Origin of the sequence: Photobacterium ganghwense (assembly GCF_017329545.1) — a bacterium.
In the GTDB taxonomy this organism is placed as follows: Bacteria; Pseudomonadota; Gammaproteobacteria; order Enterobacterales; family Vibrionaceae; genus Photobacterium; species Photobacterium ganghwense.
The window spans coordinates 43,682-67,992 of record NZ_CP071327.1; the positions used below are offsets into that span (position 1 = coordinate 43,682).

At 44.4% G+C, this 24,311-nt stretch carries 27 protein-coding genes and 1 pseudogene; 22 read left to right on the forward strand and 6 right to left on the reverse strand.

The window, feature by feature from the left end:
- Position 1 precedes the first annotated feature (1 nt).
- The 20 genes and pseudogenes from FH974_RS25360 (at position 2) to FH974_RS25455 (ending at position 16,038) form a co-directional block, all read left to right on the forward strand.
- Positions 2 to 526, forward strand: a complete 525-nt coding sequence (locus FH974_RS25360) for a hypothetical protein (protein WP_207104394.1) — start codon at positions 2 to 4, stop codon at positions 524 to 526.
- A 387-nt stretch (positions 527 to 913) separates the two neighbouring features.
- Positions 914 to 1,279, forward strand: a complete 366-nt coding sequence (locus tag FH974_RS25365; protein WP_207104395.1) for a hypothetical protein — start codon at positions 914 to 916, stop codon at positions 1,277 to 1,279.
- A 241-nt stretch (positions 1,280 to 1,520) separates the two neighbouring features.
- Positions 1,521 to 2,051, forward strand: coding sequence for a hypothetical protein (locus FH974_RS25370; RefSeq protein ID WP_207104396.1), 531 nt, complete (start codon positions 1,521 to 1,523; stop codon positions 2,049 to 2,051).
- Positions 2,052 to 2,116: 65 nt separating this feature from the next.
- Entirely contained in the window at positions 2,117 to 2,458 is a 342-nt protein-coding gene (locus tag FH974_RS25375; protein WP_207104397.1) for a hypothetical protein, read from the forward strand.
- Positions 2,459 to 2,473: 15 nt separating this feature from the next.
- Positions 2,474 to 2,674, forward strand: a complete 201-nt coding sequence (locus FH974_RS25380) for a hypothetical protein (RefSeq protein WP_207104398.1) — start codon at positions 2,474 to 2,476, stop codon at positions 2,672 to 2,674.
- A 112-nt stretch (positions 2,675 to 2,786) separates the two neighbouring features.
- Entirely contained in the window at positions 2,787 to 3,470 is a 684-nt protein-coding gene (locus tag FH974_RS25385; RefSeq protein ID WP_207104399.1) for a hypothetical protein, read from the forward strand.
- 48 nt (positions 3,471 to 3,518) lie between these two features.
- The gene (locus FH974_RS25390; RefSeq protein WP_207104400.1) at positions 3,519 to 3,839 is read left to right on the forward strand and encodes a hypothetical protein; all 321 of its coding nucleotides are present in this window, start codon (positions 3,519 to 3,521) and stop codon (positions 3,837 to 3,839) included.
- A 175-nt stretch (positions 3,840 to 4,014) separates the two neighbouring features.
- Positions 4,015 to 4,305, forward strand: coding sequence for a hypothetical protein (locus FH974_RS25395; RefSeq protein ID WP_207104401.1), 291 nt, complete (start codon positions 4,015 to 4,017; stop codon positions 4,303 to 4,305).
- A gap of 324 nt (positions 4,306 to 4,629) precedes the next feature.
- Positions 4,630 to 4,857 (forward strand): sulfurtransferase TusA, encoded by a 228-nt coding sequence (tusA, locus tag FH974_RS25400; protein WP_207104402.1) that lies wholly within the window; start codon positions 4,630 to 4,632, stop codon positions 4,855 to 4,857.
- 181 nt (positions 4,858 to 5,038) lie between these two features.
- Positions 5,039 to 5,743: pseudogene (locus FH974_RS25405) on the forward strand (IS3 family transposase); the annotation flags it as partial.
- 242 nt (positions 5,744 to 5,985) lie between these two features.
- The gene (locus FH974_RS25410; RefSeq protein WP_207104403.1) at positions 5,986 to 6,210 is read left to right on the forward strand and encodes a 2Fe-2S iron-sulfur cluster-binding protein; all 225 of its coding nucleotides are present in this window, start codon (positions 5,986 to 5,988) and stop codon (positions 6,208 to 6,210) included.
- Positions 6,211 to 6,257: 47 nt separating this feature from the next.
- Entirely contained in the window at positions 6,258 to 7,058 is an 801-nt protein-coding gene (locus tag FH974_RS25415) for a hypothetical protein (RefSeq protein ID WP_207104404.1), read from the forward strand.
- A 51-nt stretch (positions 7,059 to 7,109) separates the two neighbouring features.
- Complete coding sequence (locus FH974_RS25420) at positions 7,110 to 7,670, forward strand: hypothetical protein (protein WP_207104405.1); 561 nt, start codon at positions 7,110 to 7,112, stop codon at positions 7,668 to 7,670.
- 439 nt (positions 7,671 to 8,109) lie between these two features.
- Positions 8,110 to 8,616 (forward strand): DUF5983 family protein, encoded by a 507-nt coding sequence (locus FH974_RS25425; protein ID WP_207104406.1) that lies wholly within the window; start codon positions 8,110 to 8,112, stop codon positions 8,614 to 8,616.
- Between the two features lie 188 nt (positions 8,617 to 8,804).
- A complete protein-coding gene (locus FH974_RS25430; RefSeq protein WP_207104407.1) occupies positions 8,805 to 10,667 on the forward strand; it encodes a phosphoadenosine phosphosulfate reductase domain-containing protein in 1,863 nt (620 codons plus the stop codon).
- A 45-nt stretch (positions 10,668 to 10,712) separates the two neighbouring features.
- A complete protein-coding gene (locus FH974_RS25435; protein ID WP_207104408.1) occupies positions 10,713 to 11,093 on the forward strand; it encodes a hypothetical protein in 381 nt (126 codons plus the stop codon).
- 212 nt (positions 11,094 to 11,305) lie between these two features.
- Complete coding sequence (locus tag FH974_RS25440; RefSeq protein WP_207104409.1) at positions 11,306 to 12,859, forward strand: DUF7146 domain-containing protein; 1,554 nt, start codon at positions 11,306 to 11,308, stop codon at positions 12,857 to 12,859.
- Positions 12,860 to 13,356: 497 nt separating this feature from the next.
- Positions 13,357 to 14,964 carry an Lcl domain-containing protein gene (locus FH974_RS25445; RefSeq protein WP_207104410.1) on the forward strand — a complete coding sequence of 536 codons (1,608 nt, stop codon included), beginning with the start codon at positions 13,357 to 13,359 and terminating at the stop codon, positions 14,962 to 14,964.
- A complete protein-coding gene (locus FH974_RS25450) occupies positions 14,961 to 15,491 on the forward strand; it encodes an Lcl C-terminal domain-containing protein (RefSeq protein WP_207104411.1) in 531 nt (176 codons plus the stop codon). Before FH974_RS25445 ends, FH974_RS25450 begins: the two co-directional genes overlap by 4 nt.
- A gap of 13 nt (positions 15,492 to 15,504) precedes the next feature.
- The gene (locus FH974_RS25455) at positions 15,505 to 16,038 is read left to right on the forward strand and encodes a hypothetical protein (RefSeq protein ID WP_207104412.1); all 534 of its coding nucleotides are present in this window, start codon (positions 15,505 to 15,507) and stop codon (positions 16,036 to 16,038) included.
- A gap of 55 nt (positions 16,039 to 16,093) precedes the next feature.
- Here the strand turns inward: FH974_RS25455 and FH974_RS25460 are convergent, their stop codons facing one another.
- From FH974_RS25460 to FH974_RS25470, 3 genes are read right to left on the reverse strand one after another with little or no spacing between them, the layout of a single operon-like run.
- Positions 16,094 to 16,615, reverse strand: coding sequence for a hypothetical protein (locus FH974_RS25460; RefSeq protein ID WP_207104413.1), 522 nt, complete (start codon positions 16,613 to 16,615; stop codon positions 16,094 to 16,096).
- 17 nt (positions 16,616 to 16,632) lie between these two features.
- Positions 16,633 to 17,694 carry a tyrosine-type recombinase/integrase gene (locus FH974_RS25465; RefSeq protein ID WP_207104414.1) on the reverse strand — a complete coding sequence of 354 codons (1,062 nt, stop codon included), beginning with the start codon at positions 17,692 to 17,694 and terminating at the stop codon, positions 16,633 to 16,635.
- A 19-nt stretch (positions 17,695 to 17,713) separates the two neighbouring features.
- Positions 17,714 to 18,835 carry a DNA-binding protein gene (locus tag FH974_RS25470; RefSeq protein ID WP_207104415.1) on the reverse strand — a complete coding sequence of 374 codons (1,122 nt, stop codon included), beginning with the start codon at positions 18,833 to 18,835 and terminating at the stop codon, positions 17,714 to 17,716.
- Between the two features lie 393 nt (positions 18,836 to 19,228).
- Here FH974_RS25470 and FH974_RS25475 point away from each other — a divergent pair, with 393 nt between their 5' ends.
- Entirely contained in the window at positions 19,229 to 19,501 is a 273-nt protein-coding gene (locus FH974_RS25475; RefSeq protein ID WP_207104416.1) for a hypothetical protein, read from the forward strand.
- A 332-nt stretch (positions 19,502 to 19,833) separates the two neighbouring features.
- Here the strand turns inward: FH974_RS25475 and FH974_RS25480 are convergent, their stop codons facing one another.
- A complete protein-coding gene (locus tag FH974_RS25480) occupies positions 19,834 to 20,319 on the reverse strand; it encodes a hypothetical protein (RefSeq protein WP_242551994.1) in 486 nt (161 codons plus the stop codon).
- 117 nt (positions 20,320 to 20,436) lie between these two features.
- Between FH974_RS25480 and FH974_RS25485 the strand changes: the two genes are divergently transcribed.
- On the forward strand, positions 20,437 to 21,450 hold the full coding sequence (locus FH974_RS25485) for an IS110 family RNA-guided transposase (protein ID WP_207104417.1): 1,014 nt from the start codon (positions 20,437 to 20,439) through the stop codon (positions 21,448 to 21,450).
- 286 nt (positions 21,451 to 21,736) lie between these two features.
- Here the strand turns inward: FH974_RS25485 and FH974_RS25490 are convergent, their stop codons facing one another.
- Together FH974_RS25490 and FH974_RS25495 are read right to left on the reverse strand one after the other, a co-directional pair.
- Positions 21,737 to 22,396: a hypothetical protein gene (locus FH974_RS25490; RefSeq protein WP_207104418.1), complete on the reverse strand. Its 660-nt coding sequence runs from the start codon at positions 22,394 to 22,396 to the stop codon at positions 21,737 to 21,739.
- Between the two features lie 740 nt (positions 22,397 to 23,136).
- Positions 23,137 to 24,266, reverse strand: a protein-coding gene (locus tag FH974_RS25495; protein ID WP_242551828.1) for an IS3 family transposase whose coding sequence is annotated in 2 segments (ribosomal slippage) — positions 23,137 to 24,014 and positions 24,014 to 24,266 — 1,131 coding nt in all. Because the reading frame shifts where the segments join, the coding sequence is not laid out codon by codon here.
- Between the last annotated feature and the right edge of the window lie 45 nt (positions 24,267 to 24,311).

The following is a 24,311-nucleotide window of genomic DNA, read 5'->3' on the forward strand; positions in this document are numbered from 1 at the left end:
AATGTTTTATTACTACCATGAATCTGTTGAACCCGATATATGGGGGACGTTGGTAGATTATTTTCAAGATAAGGCTACCCACTATATGGGACAAGGTGTTTCTGTCTATGACTATAATGGAAACCGAATCAGTCAAACACATGAAATTGCCAGTATAGATAGTGACGGATGGATCAAGTTGTTTTTCAGTGACCGAGACGTCGGGCTTTTTGTGGAAAATAAGCCAGGATCATTGTCTCAAACTGAGATAATGGTGCCAACGCTAGTCAACCTTAGTACCAAGGAAAAGCTATTTTTTTGGGAATTGGTTTTGGGAATGAAGTTCATTCTCGGTAGCCGGTTTGATTACTCCACCGAAGGTGAAGAACTGGCGTTAATAACGGTAGCGTTGAACAATGTGGAAAGCTATTTTCCAATTTACAGAAAGGATACAACTTCAGAGAGTTATTTTTTTAACCTGATCGAATGCCCCCGGAAGGGGAGTGAGGTCATTAGGAGAGACATGAATAATTCAAATACAAGCTGAATTTATATGACTATCGCCTTGCGGGCACTTCCCCGCAAGGGAGGGCCCGCCGACTACGAGTGGTGCCCTTATGGATAATCTAATGCAACTAAATCATGACTTTGAACGGAATACATGGTCTGACAATGATGTCATCAAGTTAAGAAGCAAGATACTGCTAAATGCACTAGCTCATCTAGCCAACAGCAAAGTAAGCCAGCAAAACAAAACGGCAATACTTCGTTGGGTACGATCAGAGCAGGTTCTACCCTTTAGTTTTGTAACTTGCTGTTATGCGGTCGGCCTCAATCCGGCCATATTGCGTACCGGTGTGATGAAAGCATCCCGGTAATAGACCCACAGGGGAACCTCTCCTGATGGGGGAGGTTTCCCCCAAAGGAGAGGCAAATGAACGAAAATACAGAGAAGCTACTTCGCTATTTGGCATACTCATATAGTAAAAAGAAATACGAGTTACATACAACAGTGATATTGACCAACGTTGTTACCTTCAGCGCTGATGGTTTCACAATCGGTTGTGTCACTTTTGTTCGCCCGCTATGTTATTTACATGAATATGTTCACGGCATTGACTTGTTTATGAGTAGGTTCAAGAACCATCTCAATCGCTGTGGTAAAAGACCGGTTGCCTACATAGACAGGGGAAACTTTGAAATTGAGTTTTTCCGTGATGGTCTTGCTGAACTTCATCTTGCACCGAAGATTCATCATGAATTGGAGCAATGTGCCAATCAACTAAACGAGCGTTTTTAATCGATCCACCAGCCATCATGGCTGGTGGATTAAAATAGACGACTTGTTGCATATTGGTTGGGTTTGATGTTTACTAACTAAGAGCTGCTATCGAAATGAGAGTATTTAGCTGACGGTTTGTGAGCTAAAAATTTTTGCTCATAGAGCATGAAAGTAGTAACTGGCTACTAAAAATAATCAGTATTTTCTACCCTCGGGGGACAACCCCGCATGGGTTGCCCCCATCAAACAGGAGCAACCTATGAATTGTGTAACCTTCCCTGCCGGTTTTACTTCTTACCCTGAGGCCCTAAAGGCGTCAGCGGTTGTAGAATTACCAAACGCTATATCGATGCCAACTTGTACAGATGACTTTTTGGTTTCATTTCTAACAAGCACCACCACTTTGACATACCTATTACTGCAATCATCAGGCAGTGCTGACCGGTGTATTGGCATCGTTATCAATGATGTTTTCTGGAGTATGGAATCACTCATAAACTATGCCCAGGAGTACGGTGTTCTGCCAGACCATAACTTTACCGAACGTTGCAAAATGATTGCGGCAGATTGTGGCAAGCAGTGTGGCCTGAACTACGAGTTATTTGTACAGCGCTACCGGAAATCTATTCATGAGTTGATTGATCATTTGCCAATGGACATTCAAAGCCAAGTAATTATGTTGGCCGAGAAATATGGTTATCAAGATGATTGTGAACAGGAGCAGATTGATGGCTTTTGTATTCACAGCTTCCCTGAAAACTGCTGCCCAATGGGCTGTGATGACATTTAATTAAATCTTTTTTTAACGGCGCAACCACCCGCGGGTGATAACGCCTTTTGGTATAGGAGACCACCATGAAACACCAACTAATGATCGTTATCTTCATTCTTACTTCTATGTTGCCTGGTACCAGTGAAGCGACCTTATGCGATAGCTACAACAGTATCGCGGCTAATGATCTTTTCTTCGATTACGAGAAAGGAATGATGAAGGTGTATCTGCCAAAGCAGGGCCGAGAATATTTTGTGACCACATACACGAGTGAATTACGTGAGATCTACACATCTCCTGTACGTGAAATTGAAATATGGGATGCAAGTACCGGTACTGTGTTGTGCTATCGCCAACCGCTACAAGAAACGGTCCCTAGCTTGATGGATACTCAATATGCCCTAGGCGGTACTTTTCGCTTATAAACAGTGGAGGTAACAATGAATAAGTCAATTGTTGAACTGCAAGCAGAAAAAATTCACCTGTTGCAACAACGGGTCCAGGAACTGGAAAAAATGGCTATTAATGACCATCCCCAGTTTGAATCTTACCGGCAGAGCGTTGATTACATAATTGATTGCCAGCAGCAAATCATTAATGAATTACAGTCTGGTGGCAAGGTGCGTCGACGTATTCATTAAGATTTTGGTCGGTGGAGATTACCAGATGCTAAATGTAGCTGAACGAATCTCCGAGTAAATGATGACCGCTTTCCTTGTAGGGGGAGCGGTCTTATAACATGAGGAAACGACTATGTTGAACGAACTTGCGAATGAACTATCTGCTGTCCTGGTTGAAAAAGATAAGAGTCATATTCTTGAAGGAAAGGACTTTAGTCTTGAAATCCATGGCGTTGGTATGTCGAAATGGAATTACCCAAAATTCACTGAGGATGCCGAGAGAGTTCGGGTAACGTGTGCGCCATTATCAATGCCAGACGGCCGAGAGTTAAATGCGCCAAATTCTCTTACGTATTCAGTAAAGCGTGGTCCTAAAGCTATCGCTAACAATGTGTGGAAACTGCTGGTGCCTGCAGCGACCGAACTCAAACGTAAGCACGCAGAAGCCGTTGCTATGCAGAATAAGTTGAATGATGCATGGAAAGCTTTTACGAGCGAGCTAGCAGGTTGCCGCAGTGATAACGTAAGTGTTGAACTGAATGACAACAAAATACGGATCTTGGTTGAAAAAACATCGAAAAGAAATCAGCTTTTCAGTGTCGAGTTGATCCGGGCACAAGAAGATTGTGATGTGACCTTGTCGGCTAATCAGCTTTCCGTCGTCGCTAATTTGGTTGACGCTGAACCTCATAACTTTCAGGTTACAGAGATTCGCAGTCATAGCCCATATAAGCTCGGTTTTGGCCGTATTCAACTAAGTGTTGTTTCCAAGCTTTGGGAAATCTTTGCTATTGAAAACGGACTGGAAATTAACTAAGTCTTCGTCAAGTCCTGCGGGGTCCGGCGAAACAGAAAGGAAGTTACTATGAAACAATATTATCTCCATTGCAAAGTACATTGGCAAAACGGTACCACAAGGTTGGTTAACCACGTATTTCTGAAATGTGGGGCCCAAGGACTTACCGTTGCGGAGAAAAATCAATTTTTGATTGATTCTTTCTTTGCGATGCCGGATCTAGATGACACTGGTCTGAGTAATGGATATGTATTGACTATTGATAACGCAGCGGTGGTACTTTTTGAAGTGGTCCACGATGAAAGTGGACGACATGTAGATGCATTGAAAAATGCCAGTGAACTACAGGGCTTCAAGCTTTTGTGTCCTGAAATGTACCATGAACTGTAAACCATTTAAGAAAGCGCCTTCGGGCGCTTTTTAATGAGCTTCTACCGGAGCTGATTAAAAAGCGTTCGCGCCGATACTGCCAGCTGAGCAGTCTAATAAATCAGTATTTTGCCACTGGGCTTTCTCTGTCCTGTTGGGGCGGAAAAAGCCCACAACTACACAGGAGGAAGCTCAAATGATTATTAATGTTCGACCAGTACATCAAAATGAAATGGGTAAAGCGTTTGAAAATGTACGTTGGTGTCTTCGGCACAATGAGACACTAGCTGGCTATCCATTCCATGATGAGATTTTTGCCGACGGTGCTTTTGTAACTCTGTACTTGCCCTTCGGCAGTACGCCAAAGCAGTGCAAGTCAGCTGTAGAAGAAGTAAGACGGTCTCGGGACTTGATCAACCATCAAGTAATCCTGGTACCAAATCACTGGAGGGAAAGCTTAGGAGGTAATCATGCTTGTAAAGTTTAAGAATCCTGGTTTTAAGGTGGTGGTTATCCATCTAATGTGCTCCGGCTCTTTGTTGTGTGTGGAGTTTGTTTCACGATTGGCCGCATGATGATAGTGGCGCTGCTCACTATAACTTCCTTGAACATTCAATATGCGATGGTAATCAACTTACTGTGGTTTGCAGCCATGTTGGCTGGCTTTCATGTACGTTTTGGCGTGTTGTGCACAGTACTGATATTCGCAATTCTCGAAATTTACTACGTCCGCCCAGCTTTCAAAGTTGGTACGATTTTGTTTATGGCATGACTTCCTGTTGGGAGAGTGCCGGTTTACTGGAGAAAGAAGATGAAAACGAAACAAATTGATTTACTAGGATTGTTATGTCCGGAGCCTCTAATGGAAATACGTAGGACTATTCGCCATATGGAAGTCGGGGATAGGCTTGAAATACTTGCTGATGACCCGAGCACAACACGAGATATTCCCAGTTTTTGTCGTCATATGGCCCATAGGCTGGTGGATCAGCAGGTGGAAAATCCACCATTCACTTATCTGATTGAAAAGGGCGAATGATGGGTATTAAAACTGAAATGATGACTAGCAAATGGCGTGGATTGAGTTCATCAACAGAACTCTATCAACGCATCTTCCATGATTTATATTCCGTTTGACGAAATTTATTGGAGTGTTGAGGGGATCTTGTCAGAAGAACGGCAACTGACTTTTTCAGTGGCTCTACTTCAACGCACGTGACAGCCTTGAACATCGTATTCTGAAAGACATCATTGAAAAAAAGCTGTGAAGCCAGCGATCAGGCGAGAGCTTGTCAATTATGCCCGAAAGGAGCATGGGGCAAGCCTTCGCGTAGCCTGTCGCGCCGTTGGCATCAGTGACTCAGTCTATCTATCGGTATCAACCGGATACCCATAGGGATGATCACGTTATCCTGACGCTGCAGGAAGCCGTTGAACAATACCCCGCTTATGGCTTCAACAAGCTGTTCAAAATCCTGCGTCGTTGGGGACACAACTGGAATCACAAGCGTGTTTATCGGCTATATTGCGAGCTGAGTTTGAACAAACGGCGGCGAGGCAAGAAACGTTTGCCAACACGCTGTCCAGAACCGTTAGCGGTTCCTACAACAGCCAATGACTGTTGGTCTATGGATTTTATGAGCGATAGCCTGCTCTGCGGCCGATGCTTCAGGACATTCAATCTCCTTGATGACTTTAATCGTGAAGCATTAGCGATTGAAATTGACCTCAACTTACCGGCAAAACGAGTTATTCGTGTATTGGAACGAGTGGTCGCCTGGCGGGGTTACCCCAAAAAACTTCGTATGGACAATGGTCCTGAGTTTATTTCTACTGTACTCGCAGAATGGGCTGAAGCACACCATATCCAGCTTGAATTTATACAGCCCGGAAAACCGACACAGAACTCATATCTTGAGCGCTTCATAGAGTAGCTGGCTCCTAACAGCATTTTTAAAATTCTAACCCACCAGAGCACCTTCTTGGTGGAAGACGCCTTCATGTCCTTGGAGGCAACATACCCCCCATCAAGTGGTTATCTCTTTCTCAAGAGAGCCGCCTACCCATGAACCTAATGTGTTTGATCAAACCAATTAGCCATTGGCTGTAAATAGTAACTGCTGAGCTTGCTCGTTTGAGCGGCCGGTCTTTTGCCTGGAGCGTTCCTATGGTGACCTATGTTCTTAATGAATCAACGTTACTTATGCTTGAACAGCTCGAAGCACAGGGTGTAACAACCCATGCTCAATGTCGTGCTGGATTTTGCGGAGCTTGCCGTGCAGTCATTGTAAACGGCAAAGCTGAATATCTTACTGAACCAATAGCGGCCTGCGCTGAAGGTGAGGTCATTATATGTTGTGCCCGATCCAAGGGTATTACGATCGATTTATAACGTAGCTAGCCCCCGAGGGTGAGTCTGCTGATTTTATGGAGATTATTATGATAGATTTAACTTCATTTTTGAGTACGAAATTGTGTGAGTTTGGCTATAAAGGCGAGTTTCAAGTGGAATACTCGTTTAATTATACCCAGGGTGACGGCTGTCGTTTCATTGGTATGCTTGATATATCACCAGAGATTATTGAGCGTTTTATCCAAGAAATGAAGGCGACTTTAGGTACAGGATTTGTACAGGAAGTGAAGGCCCCTCGCTATCGGCGAATCTTTTCCGAGTTGTATTCGTTAATTCAACAATGGGGAGATAACCATTTATCAATTGAAGCGAATAGCCACCGTTATTTCCATGAAAACACCATGTATTTAAAGTCAGGATGGGACATCGCTAGAATTCAAGAGGATGAAATAAATCTGAACACCGCTGCAAACATAAATGTACTCGAAAAAGTTCAAGATGAATTTATTCATTGGCTAAGAGAGGACATCAAATATGTGTCCCGTCAGCTAACACATTTCGGGTACAGCATACTCAATAATCGAGTAACAGATGAGGTGCTTTGGTCTTTCAAAACTCAAAACTATGAATGGGTTCTTGAGGCCATAACGAAAGATCAAAATATGGAAAGCGACTTTCTAGATGCACGCACCTATACCTGCATGCTTGATGGTAATCATCACTATGGCGATTTGCTTTTAACGCTATTTGATAGAAACACAGAGCAAGAAAGTAGGCTCGCTTCCGCTTCGGCTGATGATGTTATTTGGAATAAAGAAGACCACACTTTCGCGGGTATTCGTCGAGCTTTAGTTCAGGAAATATCCTTCGAATTCGTCAATAAATAAACACGATCTTTAATCCTGCCGGGCTAGGGGTCATTATGCTGAGGACCAAAAATGAAAGATGAACTTACGACAGCCGAGCTGTTTGAAGAAAAGTTGCTGGGTTATAACATTCGCAAAATCGGTGATCTGGCAACGTTTGAAAAGTGGATTGCATCGAAGGGTGTCAAATCCCCCTTTGCGATCGAAGAAGCATTAGAACTTGGTGAAGCTTATTACGCGAATTGGCTAGACCTTACCATCAATGAACTAAGGGAAAGTGCCGGAGAGTGGCCTGAACTTTTGAACGCTGAAGGTACTGGACTTGCTGTAATTTTGCCAGATCCATCAGGCAGACAACAAGTAAGGCTGAACTACTACAAAGCGTATGGTCCGGTTTACCATTTCTGCCATGCTACATTTAATGAAGCTATGGTTGCAGCGGTAAAAGATGGTTATAAGTACGTGGCCACCGGTACGCTTGATGAATGGAGTTCAACTCAAGTTTGGCTCCGCGGTGTTCTAGTGTGTCATCTCCTTCAACAAGGTTCCGGACGAATATTGCAACGTGATATTCGGCGGTTGCCTGGGTCCGAACAGGCTTTGTTTGAGATAAATTGTTACCCCGAAGATTAGCAGTGGGATCCTATGGTCGTTGACATTGGGACTCTAAGGTAGCTATATTCTATGCAATTGCTCCAATATGGGGTTATTACAGATAGCTGGTCTGACAAATTACAGCATTTTTATTGACTCGTTAATGCTCTATGGGTGTTCTTGTCATTGCTAATCATTCTAGATTCACGCTTAAATCATGGCTATCTCAGCATGATTCCCCACAATCGACAGCTTGGTGCAATTGTTGGTATTCCCGACATTTCGATCAAGACAGCAGCATGATCTTCGTTTGTCCTGTCAGCGCATTAGTGCTGAAAGCAAACGCTCACCGTTACATACGTAAATGATCCACTTTGAGTACTAGAGCATAACATCGTTATGCTCTTCTCACTTTTTCTATTAATTACCCCACTTTGTTGGCCAGCAGGCCCCAAGGTGATTTTGCTGAGGATAAAAAATGGAATGCTATATGACTTGTGCTTTATCAACAGGTGTTTTGTCAAAGAGTGACATTGAAATTCTAAATCGCTACAGCGAAGAAGAGCTATCAATGGTTGCTTGCCGAGACACCTGTTATTTTGTCAAATTGGTTGCAGAGCAGGAAGAAGTCATGCAATCAGATCATCACCTTGCTAATTTGACGGAAGGCACGAAAGCAATATTGCTAAATGCTGTAAAACTTGGATTTCAGTGTATTGAGTTCGACCGAGACGCTGAGGATATTGAACTTCCATCAACCGCGCCGTTCCTAATTGAAATAAACAATAGTGAGTACGAAGCCTTGCTGGAACCAGGTAAAGGTAATAGTGTGATCGCTTTTGGATGGAGTTCCAGCACTTTTAGCTTTGCGGAAGTGATTGCCAATTTGGCTGGCACGGCAGTGGGTTTACGGTTCAGTTCGAATGAAACAGATTTTAAGAATCGGTGCTTTGAAATTCCTTCGTTAATCAAAGCTGAAAAGTAACGCATTGAAATTTTAGCTGCTAAGGAAGGCAGCTTTTCAGAATGGTAATGTCTACATTGGCATGCTGAAAAGCTCTCTCGAGCATAATGGAGAAAGCTGGACTCCTAAAATATACAGCATTTTTATTTTAACCCATCCGGGCATCAATCCCGGCGGGGATGGTGCCCTTAATGCTAAGGAGCACCTACATGAAAGATAAATCATACCTCGTTATCAGTAGACTTAAAAACTTACTCCGGTCTGGTTTTAGCCTGTCCTGCTCTTGTTCATTCGGCAAAGATTCAACATGTGTTCTTATCTTATTGCTACAGGCAATAAAAGAGATGGTTGAGGACGGAGAACATGTACCGCAATGTTTTTTACTTACTGTAGATACCAGGAGAGAGATGCCGCAAATGTCGCAGTACGTACTTGGTGCCGTGGCTAACTTACAGGTATTTGTCGCCAAGAATAGACTGCCACTTGACGTCATTGAAGTGCAGCCACCTATCAGCGGAAGGTTCACTTGGACCACTCTTGGAAGGGGGAAGCTGCCTCGCTATGTCGGTATGAGCCGGGACTGTGCTGTCGATGAGAAAATCAATCCGAGTCAAAAAATCTTGAAGCAGTTCGAACAGCAAACGTCTGGAAAAATAATTGCTTTGGTTGGATCGAGGGTGAGCGAGAGTAACGCAAGATCAACAAACATGAACCGGTTTCAAATGGATGAAGTAACAATATCCATAGTTGATAACTTGCGAACATATGCACCGATCTCTAACTGGACTATCGACGATGTGTGGGGGTTGCTGGTTGCATGTCGTGAATCGGAGAAACGTCCACCATTATTCGACACATACGTGAAGAACATGGACGAACTAATGGAATTGTACCGTTCGGCTAACGAAGGAACCTGTGGCCTTATTATCGGCGACAAGGGTAACCGTACGTCGTGCGGTTCAAGGTTTGGATGTGCCTGGTGCTGCGCCAGTGGTTCTGACACGGATAAATCATTAAGTTCCATGATTAAGGAAGACCCTGAATCGTACGGCTACATGGAAGGGTTATTGCAATTCCGGAACCTTCTTATTGCATACCGATTTGATATGAGCCGTCGGGATTATCGAGGTCGCCATATTTCAAATGCAAATCATATGAAAGTCACCCCAGATTATTTCAACGGACACACAAAGAGGGAGTTGTACCGATATTTATTGACACTCGATGCAATTGAGCAAGAGCGGGCCGCACGGCACGAGGAAGCATATTACTCAGGTAAGATTCCTCAAACACCGCAGAATTACTTGTTAACTCAACCTATGTTTCAGTTCATTAGCTGGCCAGACCTAATCGGGATCGAATTCCAGTGGTCGTTATGCCGTGATTTTGATGAGGCAGCACCAGCTGCAAAGGACTGGATAGATGTACATGAACTTGGCATTCGATACCACATGCCTAGAGTACCTGAAGCACCAAGGGTGCCGATACCTGAACACCGGTGGTTCGATGTATCCGAGGCTGAAGATGTTGTAGGGCTTTTCCATCCAATGGAAGATGGCAGACCGCTGAAAGTCGCATATTCCAAAGAACTAGAAGTTCAAGATGGGGCAGGGTTTGATTATCTCACGCTTGTTCGGGAGAACTATTATAACCTGCATAAAATTGATACTTCTGAAATGGCTAGGATCATCATTCACCGGGGCTACCTTAGACCGCGTAAGGCCGACTACACGATGTATGAAGCTATCGCTAAACGGCATGATTACATCTATCGACAGATACGACGAAAAAAACCAATCACTGAGAATGTTCTGACTGGTGAAGATAAATTGATGACAGTTAATGAGTATTTACTTGAAAACAGTATCGATAATCAAACTCATAATGAGCTATTAGCCGATTTGCGTAGAAAGGAACTGGAGTCACTAGACCAAGTGGATTGGTTGGGTGTGGATTCTGTTCTGGAAATCGAATCGACAAGCAAGAAAACGGTTGTGAAGAAACATGACCGGGTGACTGGTGAGAACGTGCACATGTATACCCCAATGGGGCAGCAATCAACACTTTTTTAAGCTGGTCATCTGTCTTGATACTGATTTAACGGAAGGAAATGCATTATGAAAGGATATATCCAATTAATAGACAAGCAGACGAATGATGTTTTAGCTCAGAGAGTTGGTTCACCGGAAGACGTTGATTACATGAAAAATGTAGCTTGGCGTGTTGATGGAGATAATAGCAAGAAAGTGGTTTTTTCCGAATCAACCGATGTTGCTGACCCTTTGAAGGTATTTAGACCTGTTCCTAAGGACACCATACTGCATATCTACGATGACTATCTTGATGACCAAATGCCAGTGGGAAAAATGCCGGTATGGTCTGGGCCTGCTCATGAGTTAGAACGGTCAGATGGGGGCATCTATAGCACGGTAGTACCTAGTGATACATGGTCAACGTTTACTGATGACGGTGAGTTTATTGGCACCTCAGAGTTCTAAGTGATGCCATTGTAATAAAGTCGCTAGCAGCGGCTTTTCTAAATCATTTTCAGAGTGATTTAGAAAAGTCTTTGCTCGTAGAGCACTGTGTGAGGTAGCTGGCCTCCACAAAACAATCAGCAATTTTAACTTGTTAATCAAATTTTAACCCACAGGGGCTTACCAATGTCCCGACGGGCATTGGTAAGCCCGTTAGCAAATAGGAGATTGGTATGTCTAAATATAATTCTGACGATGTATTCAAAGCGGCAAACGGACGTTGGTTAGAAGTGCTCGATTCGTTATCTTCGGTTTTAGGTGACGCTATTGATGCGGCACCTAAGCATGTTGATTGCCCATTTCATGGCGGGAAAAAGGATTTCAGACTTTTTAACGATAGCCACGAAACTGGTAGAGCAATATGTACATGTGGTAGTTGGGCAAACGGTATTGCCCTGTTAATGGAAGCTGAGAAATGGAGTTACAGTGAAGCTCTTGATGAGGTCGGTGATCTGCTTGAAGTAGAGCTACCACACGAACCGAAACAAGATTTTGGAGACCCTGATTTCGTTTACAAGGGAGAAATCCTTGAGATTGGAGATGCACCGTTCAAAAACAAAGCTGGTAATGATCAATGCCGCTTTGTGAAAGTAACAAATCGCAAGGGTGAGCGGACTTTTTGGTCCCAAAGTTTTGTTAAGACATTAGAAGGATTCAGCGTTGGCAACGTTGTGCTTCTAAAACGCTTCCCAAAACAAACTGGCGTGTCTAAAAAGCATGGCGCATTTGCGTTTGTACCATGGACTGCTGAACTGGCTGGGGATAAACAGGGAGCACCAAAACTGTCATCTTATGAAAGTGATGCTGGTGGCAAACCTAAGCCAATACCGACCGAAGGTACTGCTGTAGGCAAACCTAAGCCATTACCGACTGAAGGTACTGATGGTGGTAAATCTCTCGGGAAACCGGAAATCAGTGACAGAAGACAAAAGTTGATTGAGCGACAGGAGCGAATGGCTGCACGCCAGCAGAAACGCATAGAAAATGACCGTCATCAGACGGCCAAAATGCAGGAACTGTGGCGACGTTGCGTACCTTTTGATCAGTGGTCACTGACAGACTCATTGCGGAAATATTTCGTAAACCGGGGGTTAGTTTTTAAGACATCTGAGGTTAGAAAAACAGACTCACTGAGATTTCATCCTGAGTTGGAATACTACGATGAAGATGAAAATGGCAACTTTGTGTGTAAGGGCAAGTACCCTGCAATTGTATGTGCTATCCGTGACCAGAAAGGAGAACTGATCACATTGCATCGTACTTACCTAACCAAAAATGGAAAGAAACTGAAAGTCGAAAATGCAAAAAAAATGATGCCTGTGCCAATGGACAAATCCGTAACTGGTGGATCTGTTCGCCTTGGTAGCCCCACGAATGGAGTATTGGGACTGGCCGAAGGTTTGGAGACGGCATTGTCTGTATTTAGGGTTTACCCAGATATACCATGTTGGTCTACGGTTAACGCAAATCTTATGGCATCGTTTGTACCGCCGTCAGGCGTACATACTGTCATTATTTGGGCTGACTTAGATAAATCTCGAACAGGAGAAGATGCTGCTGAAATTTTGAAAGAAAGGCTTGAGGCAGTTGGTATCCGAGTTATTATTTGTGTGCCAAAAGTAGCGATACCACCCCGCAAAAAAGGCGTTGATTGGAATGATATCCTGACAACTCAAGGGGTATATGGGTTCCCGCGACATCTACGTGAGATTTTACTTGCTGCGTAACATTGGTGATCTAACTGATACAGATATGATGAAAAAACCAGCCTACCGGCTGGTTTTTTTTGCCAGAAAGTAGGAGCTTGTCATATTGACTAATTTTAAATTAATCATATTGGGCATATTGGGCATATTGGGCATATTGGGCAGGTATACCCCTTGCGCATATGGCTGAAATTGATAGTTTACTAATTAACAAGGAAGTGACAGGTAATTATGGATGAAAACATTGATAGCAGCGACACCGGCAATCCTGAATGCGTTTATTCAGAATGAACTAGACTAAGAATACAGAATTCATTGCCAATTTTTTCGGGCTGATGCCCTGTTTGTGAATTATGGAAATGTGAAGATTGCCAACATTTATTACTATGATCTGCCGCACGAATCACAAGCAAAACATTGCAATTAATTGATGTTGCCCAAATTGGGGAAATACAGGCACTCCATACAAAGTAAAGCTAAATACAATTTGGCAACATGTGAAATGGAGTGCATACATCATGAAAAAAACGTTAATTGCAGTAGCTGTTTCTCTCTCTTTAGCTGGTTGTGGCGGAGGTGGAGGTGATGATAGCAGTGGCTCAGGTAACAGTGGTTCTGGGTCAACGGGATCTAAAGAAACACCAAAAATTGAAATTCCACGTACTGCATCATTTGCTGAACCCTCCTCCAGTGAAAAAGAGTACACGCTCCGTCTCAAGATTAGCCCCCGGACTACTCAAGAGTCGAGCATCAGATTGACGATTTCAGATGAAACGGCGAAATTCGGTGAAGACTACACTGTTGCTCATACAGACATAAAAATTCCTGTAGATACAGCAAGTGTTGAAGTTCCAATTGTGGTGCTAGCAGACAACATCTACGAAGGAGATCAGACCTTTAAGATCACGCTGACAGACCCGAAAAACATGATATTGAAAAGTGGGTACATTGAGTCGGTGGTGACTATTGCGGATCGCACCAAAAAACCGAGTGTTACGTTCTCTTCCGATTTCGCCTCAGTAAAAGATGGCTCTGGTGCATATTCGATTGCTGTAGCCCTTTCGCATCCATCGCAAGTTCCCCTTGAAGTCCCATTTACCATAGGGGGGTTGGCAACCAAAGATGTTGACTACAAACTACTGACAACTGCGCCCCTGGCTTTTTCCCCATCGACAACAGTTGCAACGATTGACTTAGACATTTTGCCATCACTTGTTCCAGAAGGTGGCGAAAATATCCTAGTCTCTCTTCAGCAAGGTACTTTGACTGAATTTGGTCAATACAAGAAGTTCAACTTGACCATACCAGGTGACATTACCCTCAATGATACGGGCATGACCACCCACTATGATGGTAACCAGTTCTATAATGTCGCTCTGTCAGAGTTCCCTGGCCAGGATGCACTTTATGGCCGTGATGTCAGTGCGACCGAACATCATGATGGCCATGCAGGCTTTAGCCGCACTAAACTGGATGAAAGTGGAAATGGCCTACCTGATAATGCCACAAACTTCGAGTGTATCAGGGACAACGTTACAGGTCTTGTTTGGGAAAAGAAAGGCCCTGCCATGCCACTTCCTCAATTAGATCGGGATGCTCTGAAAAATCTGATAACGGAATCTGTGAGGGATGACTATTACCCATTTGAAGCAGAGAACGCTAACTGGCGAGGGGCAAATTATCAATACTACTGGTATTCCTCGAATGACAAAGAAAATGGTGGTAGCCGCGGAGCTCAGGGGCTTTCATTTGTAAACACCGCATACCCGATTTCAGAACACTGTGCGTTTCAAAACAAAGATCTCCCTGGATATATCAACTCATCCAGATTCTGTAATACCGAAACGTATGTCATGGTGGCAAATAAGCTAAATCTGTGCGGTTATGACGATTGGCGTTTACCGACGGTGACTGAGCTACGTTCAAAATTCAATTATCAGATAGATCAAGATTTATCTGCCACAGAATTTTTCCCTAACGACCAGCCAACCATGTACATGACCAGCACGCCTGTAGCAGATGCGCAAGGTGCAGTGTGGTGCATGGAGGGGGCAACTGGGGAACTGAAGCAGTGCAATAAATCGCTACCTAATTCGTTACGTCTTGTGCGGGGAGAGAAATTATGAAGTACCAGAATGTCTTGATCGGGCTAGTTGCATGTTTTGCGCCTTTGTCGCTATCCATGGCACAAACTTGTAATGACGCTATTACTCCCACGACAACCCCTGAGCAATTCGTCCTGAATACCGATGGTACAATTACCGGTGTGAAGTATGGCCTGCAATGGCAAATATGTTCTGTAGGGCAAAGCTTTGACCCAGCCTTAAATAAATGCCAAGGATCACCAACATCTTTTACGACTTGGAAAGATGCTCTTGCAGCTGCTCAAGAACAGTCTGAATTCGCGGGGAAAGATGACTGGCGCTTACCTAATATCAAAGAACTCAGCACAATCGTAGAGTACAGCTGTTATGACCCAGCGATAGACTTAGCGTCTTTTCCGGACACACCATCAGCTGTTTTTTGGTCAAATACCCCGGATAACAAGGTGAACGCAGGGATCAATGGGCGGATCATTAACTTTAAAAATGGTTCTGAATTTCTCACTGTCGCCGACCAATATCGCTTTGTGCGGCTGGTAAGGAAATTGTAATTAGGGGATCTTTATGACTGAACGGAAAGTCATTATCCTGGAAACCGCGGACGACCTTGGAATTGAACTGCCTCCCCGTGCTGCACTAATACGTGTTAAGCCCCCGGGGGGGCCAGATGGTGGCCCCGAATGGAAAAACCTGCTGGATGTTACAATTACTGACGGGACTTACAGTGAGGACACGGTTAAATCATTCAAGGCTGATTTTCGTAACCGTCATGCCACTTTCATCACGCGTGAAAAAGCTGAAACATTGATAACGTTTATCAGTGACAAGCTATTCGAAGGTGTATCTACGTTCTATGTGCTTGGCGACACCGGGCCTGGAGTGAGTGCTGCAATCTCGCGATATTTAGTGGAGTATCATCGTTGCGAATGCGAGCAGGATACATCAATCTATAACCCAACAGTTTTTAGGCTGCTAATCGAACCTGATGCGTTTGAGCCAATGATTCAACAATATGATAATGAGTCAGAACCCACTACGGTTACGGCAAGCGACAAACTCATTGATCTTTTGCTTGTCTTCTTTGGTATCCGAAAATGAAGAAAGGCCAACTGGCCTTTCTTTTTATAGGATAACTACCGGCTGAGAGCCCACATCAGTAATAGATAACCAAAATACTGAGTACCATTGATGCAGCTGCGATGAGGATAAAAATTGCCCATAACAAGCGATAGATAGCTTTTAGCTTCGCTTCTACGTTAACTAATGACTGAGTTTCGTTTTTTGTTATGGTTCTATCGGAAGAATGATCCGCCGCAACATTAGCAATAACACTTCCGCCGGCGCCTAAGAAAGTTGAACCCGCCATCATCACAAGAGCCACTAAGGCAATTCTGGTCTGTTCAGGTACTGCAAACAGTGCTCCATTACTACCTTCAAGCCCTGCCACGGTGCTTGTGAACAAGACAAAAACCACACCATTACATAGGAGCAATAGCCCCTTGTCCAGCTGTTCAATTTCGTAATGAACAAGCCATAAAAATATGATCATGTAACTAAAAAGCAATCCTACAGGTACAACTTGTACGTAATTCAAAATACCGAGAAGGAGCGTAGCGAAGTACACCCCCCAACCAACTACTCCATATCTTTTTTTCTTTGTTGTTAATTTTTTCATTACTTTATTATCACCAACTAAAATGACATCAATTCATCAAACGGGTTATCACTTGAAACGTGGCCACGTGAGTAGCGATACACGATCTCGCCTTTTTGCCAGCGACCAAGCTTCATGATTGTCTCTATTTGCACATTGTTATTCCACAAGTCCTGGGCACCACCAACACGGCAACTATGCGTGCTGAATGCCGGTTCGGATCCATTACCATCGGGATAGCACAGACTGTATGCTCGTTTATAAACATTGGCCAGGGTAGAGGATGCCATTTTACGGCGGGTACGCTGTATCCGGTTTTGATTAGATATACCAGTGAAAATGAAGCCATCACCGAACCGGCGCAGGCCAGCCCGCTCAATGTATACATCCAGCATGTCGGCGGCAAATCGGGTTAACTTTGTGCGATCCGGCACCCCGCTGTGATTGGTTTTGGTTACCGGTATAGTCAAAACCAAATCGTCGAGATGGGATAGCTTTATGTTACGCACTTCTGATGAACGTAATAAGCCTGAGTAGCTAACGGCAATCAATGTCGCGTCCCGACATTGAATAAGACTCTCTGAATCGCCCCAGTGTTTAATGATGGTTTCCAGATGATGACGCCTTAACGGAGTGGCCTGCTTAATGAATTCTTCATTTGCAGCTTTCTGATCGCCAATGCGTTTCAACAAGTTTGTTACTGCTGAATCTGTAGCGGGGTTAGGTAAACCTGCAGCGTTATGGAATGTCGAGATTGCCCATACATCACCAGCCAAGGTGTTTCGGTGCAGTGTAACGGCACGACACTGCAGATAATCCAACACCGTGGTGTAAGCAGCCGGTAGCGAATCCTTCCCATGCTGCAGACAATAGCTGACAAACTGTCCCCATAGTGAAGCCAATCTAGCCCGAGACGTTTCGCGCAAACCGGTGGTGCGGCCAAATTCTTCGAGGTGTTTGGCTACAAGTCCATCGATGAGTGCTCGCTCCATCTGAACGCGGGGATCCGACAATACCGCTTGCAACTGTTCAGGACGTAACTGGTTGCCAGCGTTACCAAAACTACCTATTTGGAGGCTATGGTGTTGATTGCTATCCATAGAGGTACATCACCTTAAATCATTTAACAATTGGGGGCTGGTTGTTGGTGATAACCGCGGTTAGGCTGCGGACTTGCTCATTGAGTTGAACAATTTGATTTTCCAGTAACGAGTTCTGTTTTCCATAAGAGCTGACGGTAGCCTCATGGATACGGATTGATTGTTTTAGTTCATCAACCTGGGCAGCCAACTCTAAGGCCCGTTCTTTCTCATTGGAACATGTATTAAGGGCATGTTCTAGTTCAGACTCCAAGTTCTCCAAATCACTGTCCGCCCGAGCCAAGGCTTGCTCGTGGATTTCAACCTGTTGTTTGTGGTCAGCAGCTAGGGATTCAAGCTCACCGCATTTTGCCGCCGAACGCTGCAGCTGAGAGTGCATGTCCTGGATAGTGGCATCTTGGTTCGATCTAATTTCATTGGCCATCGCCAATTCGGACTCGTATTTGGCGTTCTGAACTTTCAGCCGGTCAATCAAGTCGTTCATGTTGTGTTTCTGCGCTTCAAGCTGAGAAATGGTTTCGTCTTTCTTCTCCAAATCAGCGGTCAGTCGTTCACTTTGCCGATTCAGGAGGTCAATGTTGTTGGCCTGACCAGCATTTCTCTCCGTCAATAGCGAAACCTTATGCTGGAGTTCACTGACCAACGATTTCGCTGCATTAAGCTCTTGCTCCAGATTTCCACGCAAATCAGCAAATTCAATTGCCTGAGAATTGAGCTCTGCCAACTTAAGTTGGTTGTTCTCCTGATCCAGTGACAGTTCATCGATCAGGACTTCATGCTGGCGCATTTCTTCTCTTAGCCGGTCATTTTCACGCAGTAGGGCATCGTTTTCTAACTGAGCCTCTGCTTTTATAGCGGCAATGCGCTCATTGGCCTGGTTATAGATGGTGCGCCATAACTGGTTCCACCATGGAGCAAGGTAGGTGGCCAGTTCTTCCGTCGGCATCGGGGGAATATCCACATTTGACGAAGGCAACGTGCTTGATTTTTGTAACGACTTCCATTTTTTCACTATAGGCGCAATGGACGACATGCTACCACCACCCAGCAGGGTGCGAACAGCCACTACCGTTACGGACTGACCATCCTTTGCCAATGCATGGCAGGTTTCAAACACTTTTTCTTCTGACACTAATGACATTTTTTCGCCTCTGCCTTCGATGTGTAATATTGCGTAATAATGTAATTATTACACAATATTATTACAAGTAATAGCGAATTTGGCCGCTGGTGGAACAATTAACTCAACTCATTCAAATGACATTGATTCGTAATTGGCATTAAGCCCCATTCATTACAATAGAGCGCGACACTGTAACACTTTAAATTTATTAAAATAGAAGGGTCAGAGTTGTGGAAAATGAAAATTATGAGAACGGAAAAAACGATAAAAATCTTATGTATAAACCGTATGACGTACTGAGTTGTGATGCGCTGCATTTCAGTGATGAAGAATAGTGATGGCTATCGGATGAAATCAACTAAGTCACTTGATACCATTGAATAACTGAAGCAAAAAATGAAAGGATACGAAATGCCGTATATTTTGAAGGTTGTTGTTAAGAAGAAGGAGCCAGTGTATATAACACTAGTAGGTAGCCCCGATGGACCCATTTATAGTCTGAGCCCATTGCCAGAAGCTGCTAAAGTGTATGATGCTTTACCGGATATTGGTTCTTATGACTTAACAGTGGGCTCTGAAGTTTTGGCCCAAGAAGTAGAAGTCGATTCAGAAGGGAAAATAACGAAACTAGCAAACAAATTTCATTCATTACCATTACCTGGTATGCAGAAAAATTTTGATTAAAGTGGTAGTTAGCATCTTATCAATTATGGTCACGACAGCATATGTGACAGGTTTTCTATATGATGCTGCCTTTCTAGAGAAGCTTGGTATTGCTCATTATGAGATGGTAGGTGACATCAATCGAACGGCATCAAGTAGGGAGTACGCATTTTCAATATCATTCTGTGTAACCGGTATCATTGACATAATGTATTTCCTCAAACATAGAAAATAAAAAAGGCGAGCCAGAGGCTCACCTTTATTGTTTTTAATCATACATTTATTGGAAGCACCTTATCGTATCGTTATGAAGACAAGATAACCTCCAACCATCATTCGTAAGTTCACAAAAATTAAAGTAAACCTGCGATAAAGCCCATCACGCCAAGTGCAGCACCAGCGAGACCCAGCCTAATAGATAACTGAATACCAAGATCCTGGTGATTCCAGAAGTAACGGTACTTCTCAAACTCCGTAGCTCGACGTATGGTTATCCTCGCTGGATCGGAAGTGAAGAATGGCAATCCCAAACTATCGATTGCATCGTAATCCAATGCTATCGAATTAGTGCCCATACGGATTTGCATCTGTCCGTCAGCAACTCCCATCACGTAGCGAAGTACTGATGCTCCGGTACTTTGGTAGGTCACAATGACAGGCTCACGACGAAACAGTTTCGTGCGGTCCAGTTTTTTGCGATCAATCCACGTATTCGGCACCCTAACAATCTGGTTGTTTATTCCAGAATCTGTTTTGGGTAATGGTAGTACTTTCAGTTCGGTTGGGATTATTGACTTCGTAAGATCAAACGTACTTGTATTAAATAATGTTTCAAACATGGTGTATCTCCTAATTGAAGAAACGCAAACCGTCAGGAATAACGAATGACATGGACTCCCCCTCACCAGACTTTGCCACACTTGGTATGTCTGATAACGAAATCGCCGGAGGCCACCATGTCACCATCTGTCTATGGCATTGATTTAGCCAAACATAGTTTCAGTATCCACGGTGAGGATCACCAAGGCAAGGTGCTGACCCACAAAACAATATCACGCTCGAAAGTTCTCTCGACTTTTGCCAATATCCCGCCGGCCATCATCGGGATGGAAGCCTGCGGTGCCTCCCATTATTGGGCCCGAGAGCTGGCTAAGCTTGGCCATACGCCAAAAATCATGGCTTCAAAATATGTGGCGCCTTTCAGAACGGGTGCCAAAAACGATCTCAACGACGCCGTCGCGATTTGCGTGGCTGTCACCCGTCCTTCAACGCGCTTCGTCCGGATCAAGTCGGCTGAGCAGCAGGCGATTTTGCTCCTGCACCGTGCACGTGATCATTGGGTCCATGAACGGACGGCATTGCTGAATCAGATCCGGGCCATGCTGGCCGAATTCGGGATTATCGCGCCAAAAGGTCGCCATGCTCTCCAACGCGCAATCTCTGATGCTCTTGAAGATGCCGAAAACCAACTTCCGGATCTGGCTAGAGCGATCATTTCTGATTGTTTTGAACATTTACTTCATCTGAATCAGCGGATTGCAGATCAGGAGCAGTGTTTCGATATGTTGGTTTCTCGGAGCCGCCAAGCGAAGAAAATCATGAAAGTGGCAGGCATCGGTCCAATCACCGCCACCGCCGTCATCGCCAGTATTGGTAAAGGTGAGCAGTTCGATAAAGGCCGGGATTTTGCCGCCTGGCTTGGGCTGGTTCCCAGCCAGTATTCAACCGGCGGTAAGCCAAGGCTCGGGCGGATTACCAAGAAAGGCGACCGGTATTTGCGGACACTCTTCGTTCATGGTGCACGGGCTGTGATCGCCAGCCTCGGCGATAAAACTGATAGGCTCAGTTTATGGTGCAAAAATCTGGTCGAGCGCCGGGGCTTTAAACGGGCCATTGTTGCTCTTGCGGCAAAAAATGCCCGAATTATCTGGTCGCTGTTAAGAAACGATACGGAATATCAACTGATATAAAAACTGAGTGTTTTTCGTCAACGGAGTGACTTGCTTCACCGGGTCATTGCAATAGCCAATGATGATGTAAGGTTCAGACCTTTTGCGGGAAAACCTGATAATGCGGCGGGCACATTTGATGCCTTCTAACGAATGAGGAACCGCAACCGCGTAATGTCATCAGGGTCATGGCATCAAAAGCCAATAAACAGACCGAATGTAGAGCGGCAGTCCCAAACCTTCCATCACCTGACGCTGTTGTTGACAACCGGGGGAGTCCATGTAGCTTCGTTGGTTTAATAAAAATCTAACAAACAAGCTGATTGTTAATATCAGGCTGTACTAATGACTCCGTAGTATAAAAAAAGCCTTGGTATGGGCATTCTTCTGTGGGAGGTAAATCGTCGTAATATGCTTCAGCGTTAAAGCTGAATTTCAATGGCCACTTTAGTTGTGGCAGAATGAGTTTATGGAAAATTCCATCAACTACAAACTTATTTAGTGTATTAACAGTACCTTTGTAATTAACTGTGTCCCGGCCTTCAGCAGCAATCAAACCGCATGGGGCTTGCCTTTGGACCGTCAACTGGTCAGTGTCATCATGCAGTAAAATAACATCAGGTAAATAACCCAATGCCGCCGCAGCTATAAGGTGATACTTAGGTCCAATATAAGCATCACATGGAGTCGCATAGAGTCGGAGACCACGAAAGAGGGAAATACCCACATTTCGAAGAACCTCTTCCTGCCCCGAGAACATTGCAAGTGTTGATTTCGGCATATTATTTTTAGCCAGAACCATAAATGCATCACATCCCCCGAATACCCCATAACCACTATATGAAGGTTCACAAATCGAGGCTTGGCCATTTGGTTGAACTAAGTAGACAGGACGACCGGAATGATGGCTTGAGCGCACATTTGCTATACTGGTATCACCGTCAGCGATAAAACTGATAAATCCCATAATGCTGTTCCTTTCGTTAAAGAGACAGCCCCCACCGGGAGGTTGTCCCTTGTGGGTTAATAAATATTGAAAATTGCTGATTATGTTCAGCTAACGATAGTTACCCTAAGGGCAAGCTGACAATAAGACTGAGCTTTACTTGGCAATCGACTTGCCAGCGTGTCCTGGTAGGTATAATAAGGGATTGTAAATGGGATAGAAGAATGCTGTTTGATGGCCAGCTACCTTGATCCATCATATGCACATCTTTTGCTATTGTAAAGGTGTCTGCTTGAGGGACATCGTTCAGTGGAATAATTCCGAATGGCGGAGAGCCACCAGACTATCTAATTGACGAGCTTTGATGGTGATATAAAACCCTTGGTTGATTAAAATCAACCAAGGGTTTGTTAGATCATAAGGAGCAGGCTAAGCATGCCATACCCGTATGAGCCTTTGCTTCATCGTCGTCTTTTTTCCTTATTTCAGCCAATTTAGATGGAAGTTCGGACTCATCAGGAGCATCAAATAAACCCGACCAAGTTACTTGACCTTTCACATCCTGATACTTTGATAACTGCATCTTTAACGACTCAACCCGTTCATATTGCCAAGTTAGTTCGAAATCCAGGTAATGCTCGTACTTACGAAGTTCCTCGACCTCTTGCTCTAAAGCAGCAACATGCAAAACTGCCGAAACTAACTTTGTATGGTGTTCTACTTGCCGGTAACTTTCACTACTCGTGACCTGCCCCCAATAACTAATCCAACATTTCTTTAGTAATGTCAGTTACGTTACTGTTTAGCCCTGAACGTGTTAGTACTGCAAATTCAGAGGGGGTTAGGTATCCAATTGATGAGTGGGGACGATTTTCATTGTAGTCAATGCGCCAGTCACTGATCAGTTTACGAGCATGGCTCAAGTCTCTGAACAGGTGCTCGTTTAAGCACTCGTCTCTGAACTTGCCGTTAAAGCTTTCAATATAAGCATTCTGGGTTGGCTGACCAGCCTGTATCAGCTTCAGAATGACACCATGATCATAAGCCCACTGGTCGAGAGCTTTACCCGTAAACTCAGGCCCCTGATCTGTTCGAACAGCCTCAGGATAACCTCGGAAAGCTGCAATAGCCTCAAGTATGGCAACCACTTCATCCCCAGAAATTCCTGATGCAACAGTAATATCCAGGCACTCCTTCGTGAAGTCGTCAACGATAGTGAGGCACTTTATCCTACGGCCAGAACTGAGTGCATCCATGACGAAGTCCATTGACCAGGTATGGTTGGACTGTGAGGGAAGTAACAGTTGCTCTCGCCCGACACATAATGATTTCCTTCGCTTCCGTTTGCGAACGGCCAGTCCAGCCTCTCGGTAAAGCCGATAAACGCGCTTATGGTTAACCTCTGTCCCTTCCCGTCGGAGAAGACGGTGAATACGGCGATATCCGAACCGTTTTCTCTCGAGTGCCAGTTCTTGTATGCGAGCCAATAACTCCACATCACTCTTTTTAGCTTGAGGTTTGTATCTCATTGATGCGCGATTTATACCGACGAGCAGACAGGCTTTGCGTTCCGAAATCGTGGTGACTTCCTGCATTACATGCACAGCCTTGCGCTTGTCTCCGACGGTCAATACTTTTGGTTAAGAGCCGCTTTCAAAGCATCAACATCAAGCATGGATTCCGCCAATAGCTTCTTGAGCTTGGCATTCTCATCTTCCAATGCTTTCAAGCGACGGGTATCGGAAACATCCATACCCGCGTACTTTTTACGCCAGAGGTAGAATGTGGCATCGGAAATGTTGTGCTTGCGGCATAATTCTTTAACGGGCAATCCCGCTTCTGCTTCCTTGATAATGGCAATGATCTGCTGTTCGTTGAATCGCTTCTTCATATTCACCTTCCTTCTTATAAGATGAACATTACTAAGTTTTGGCTG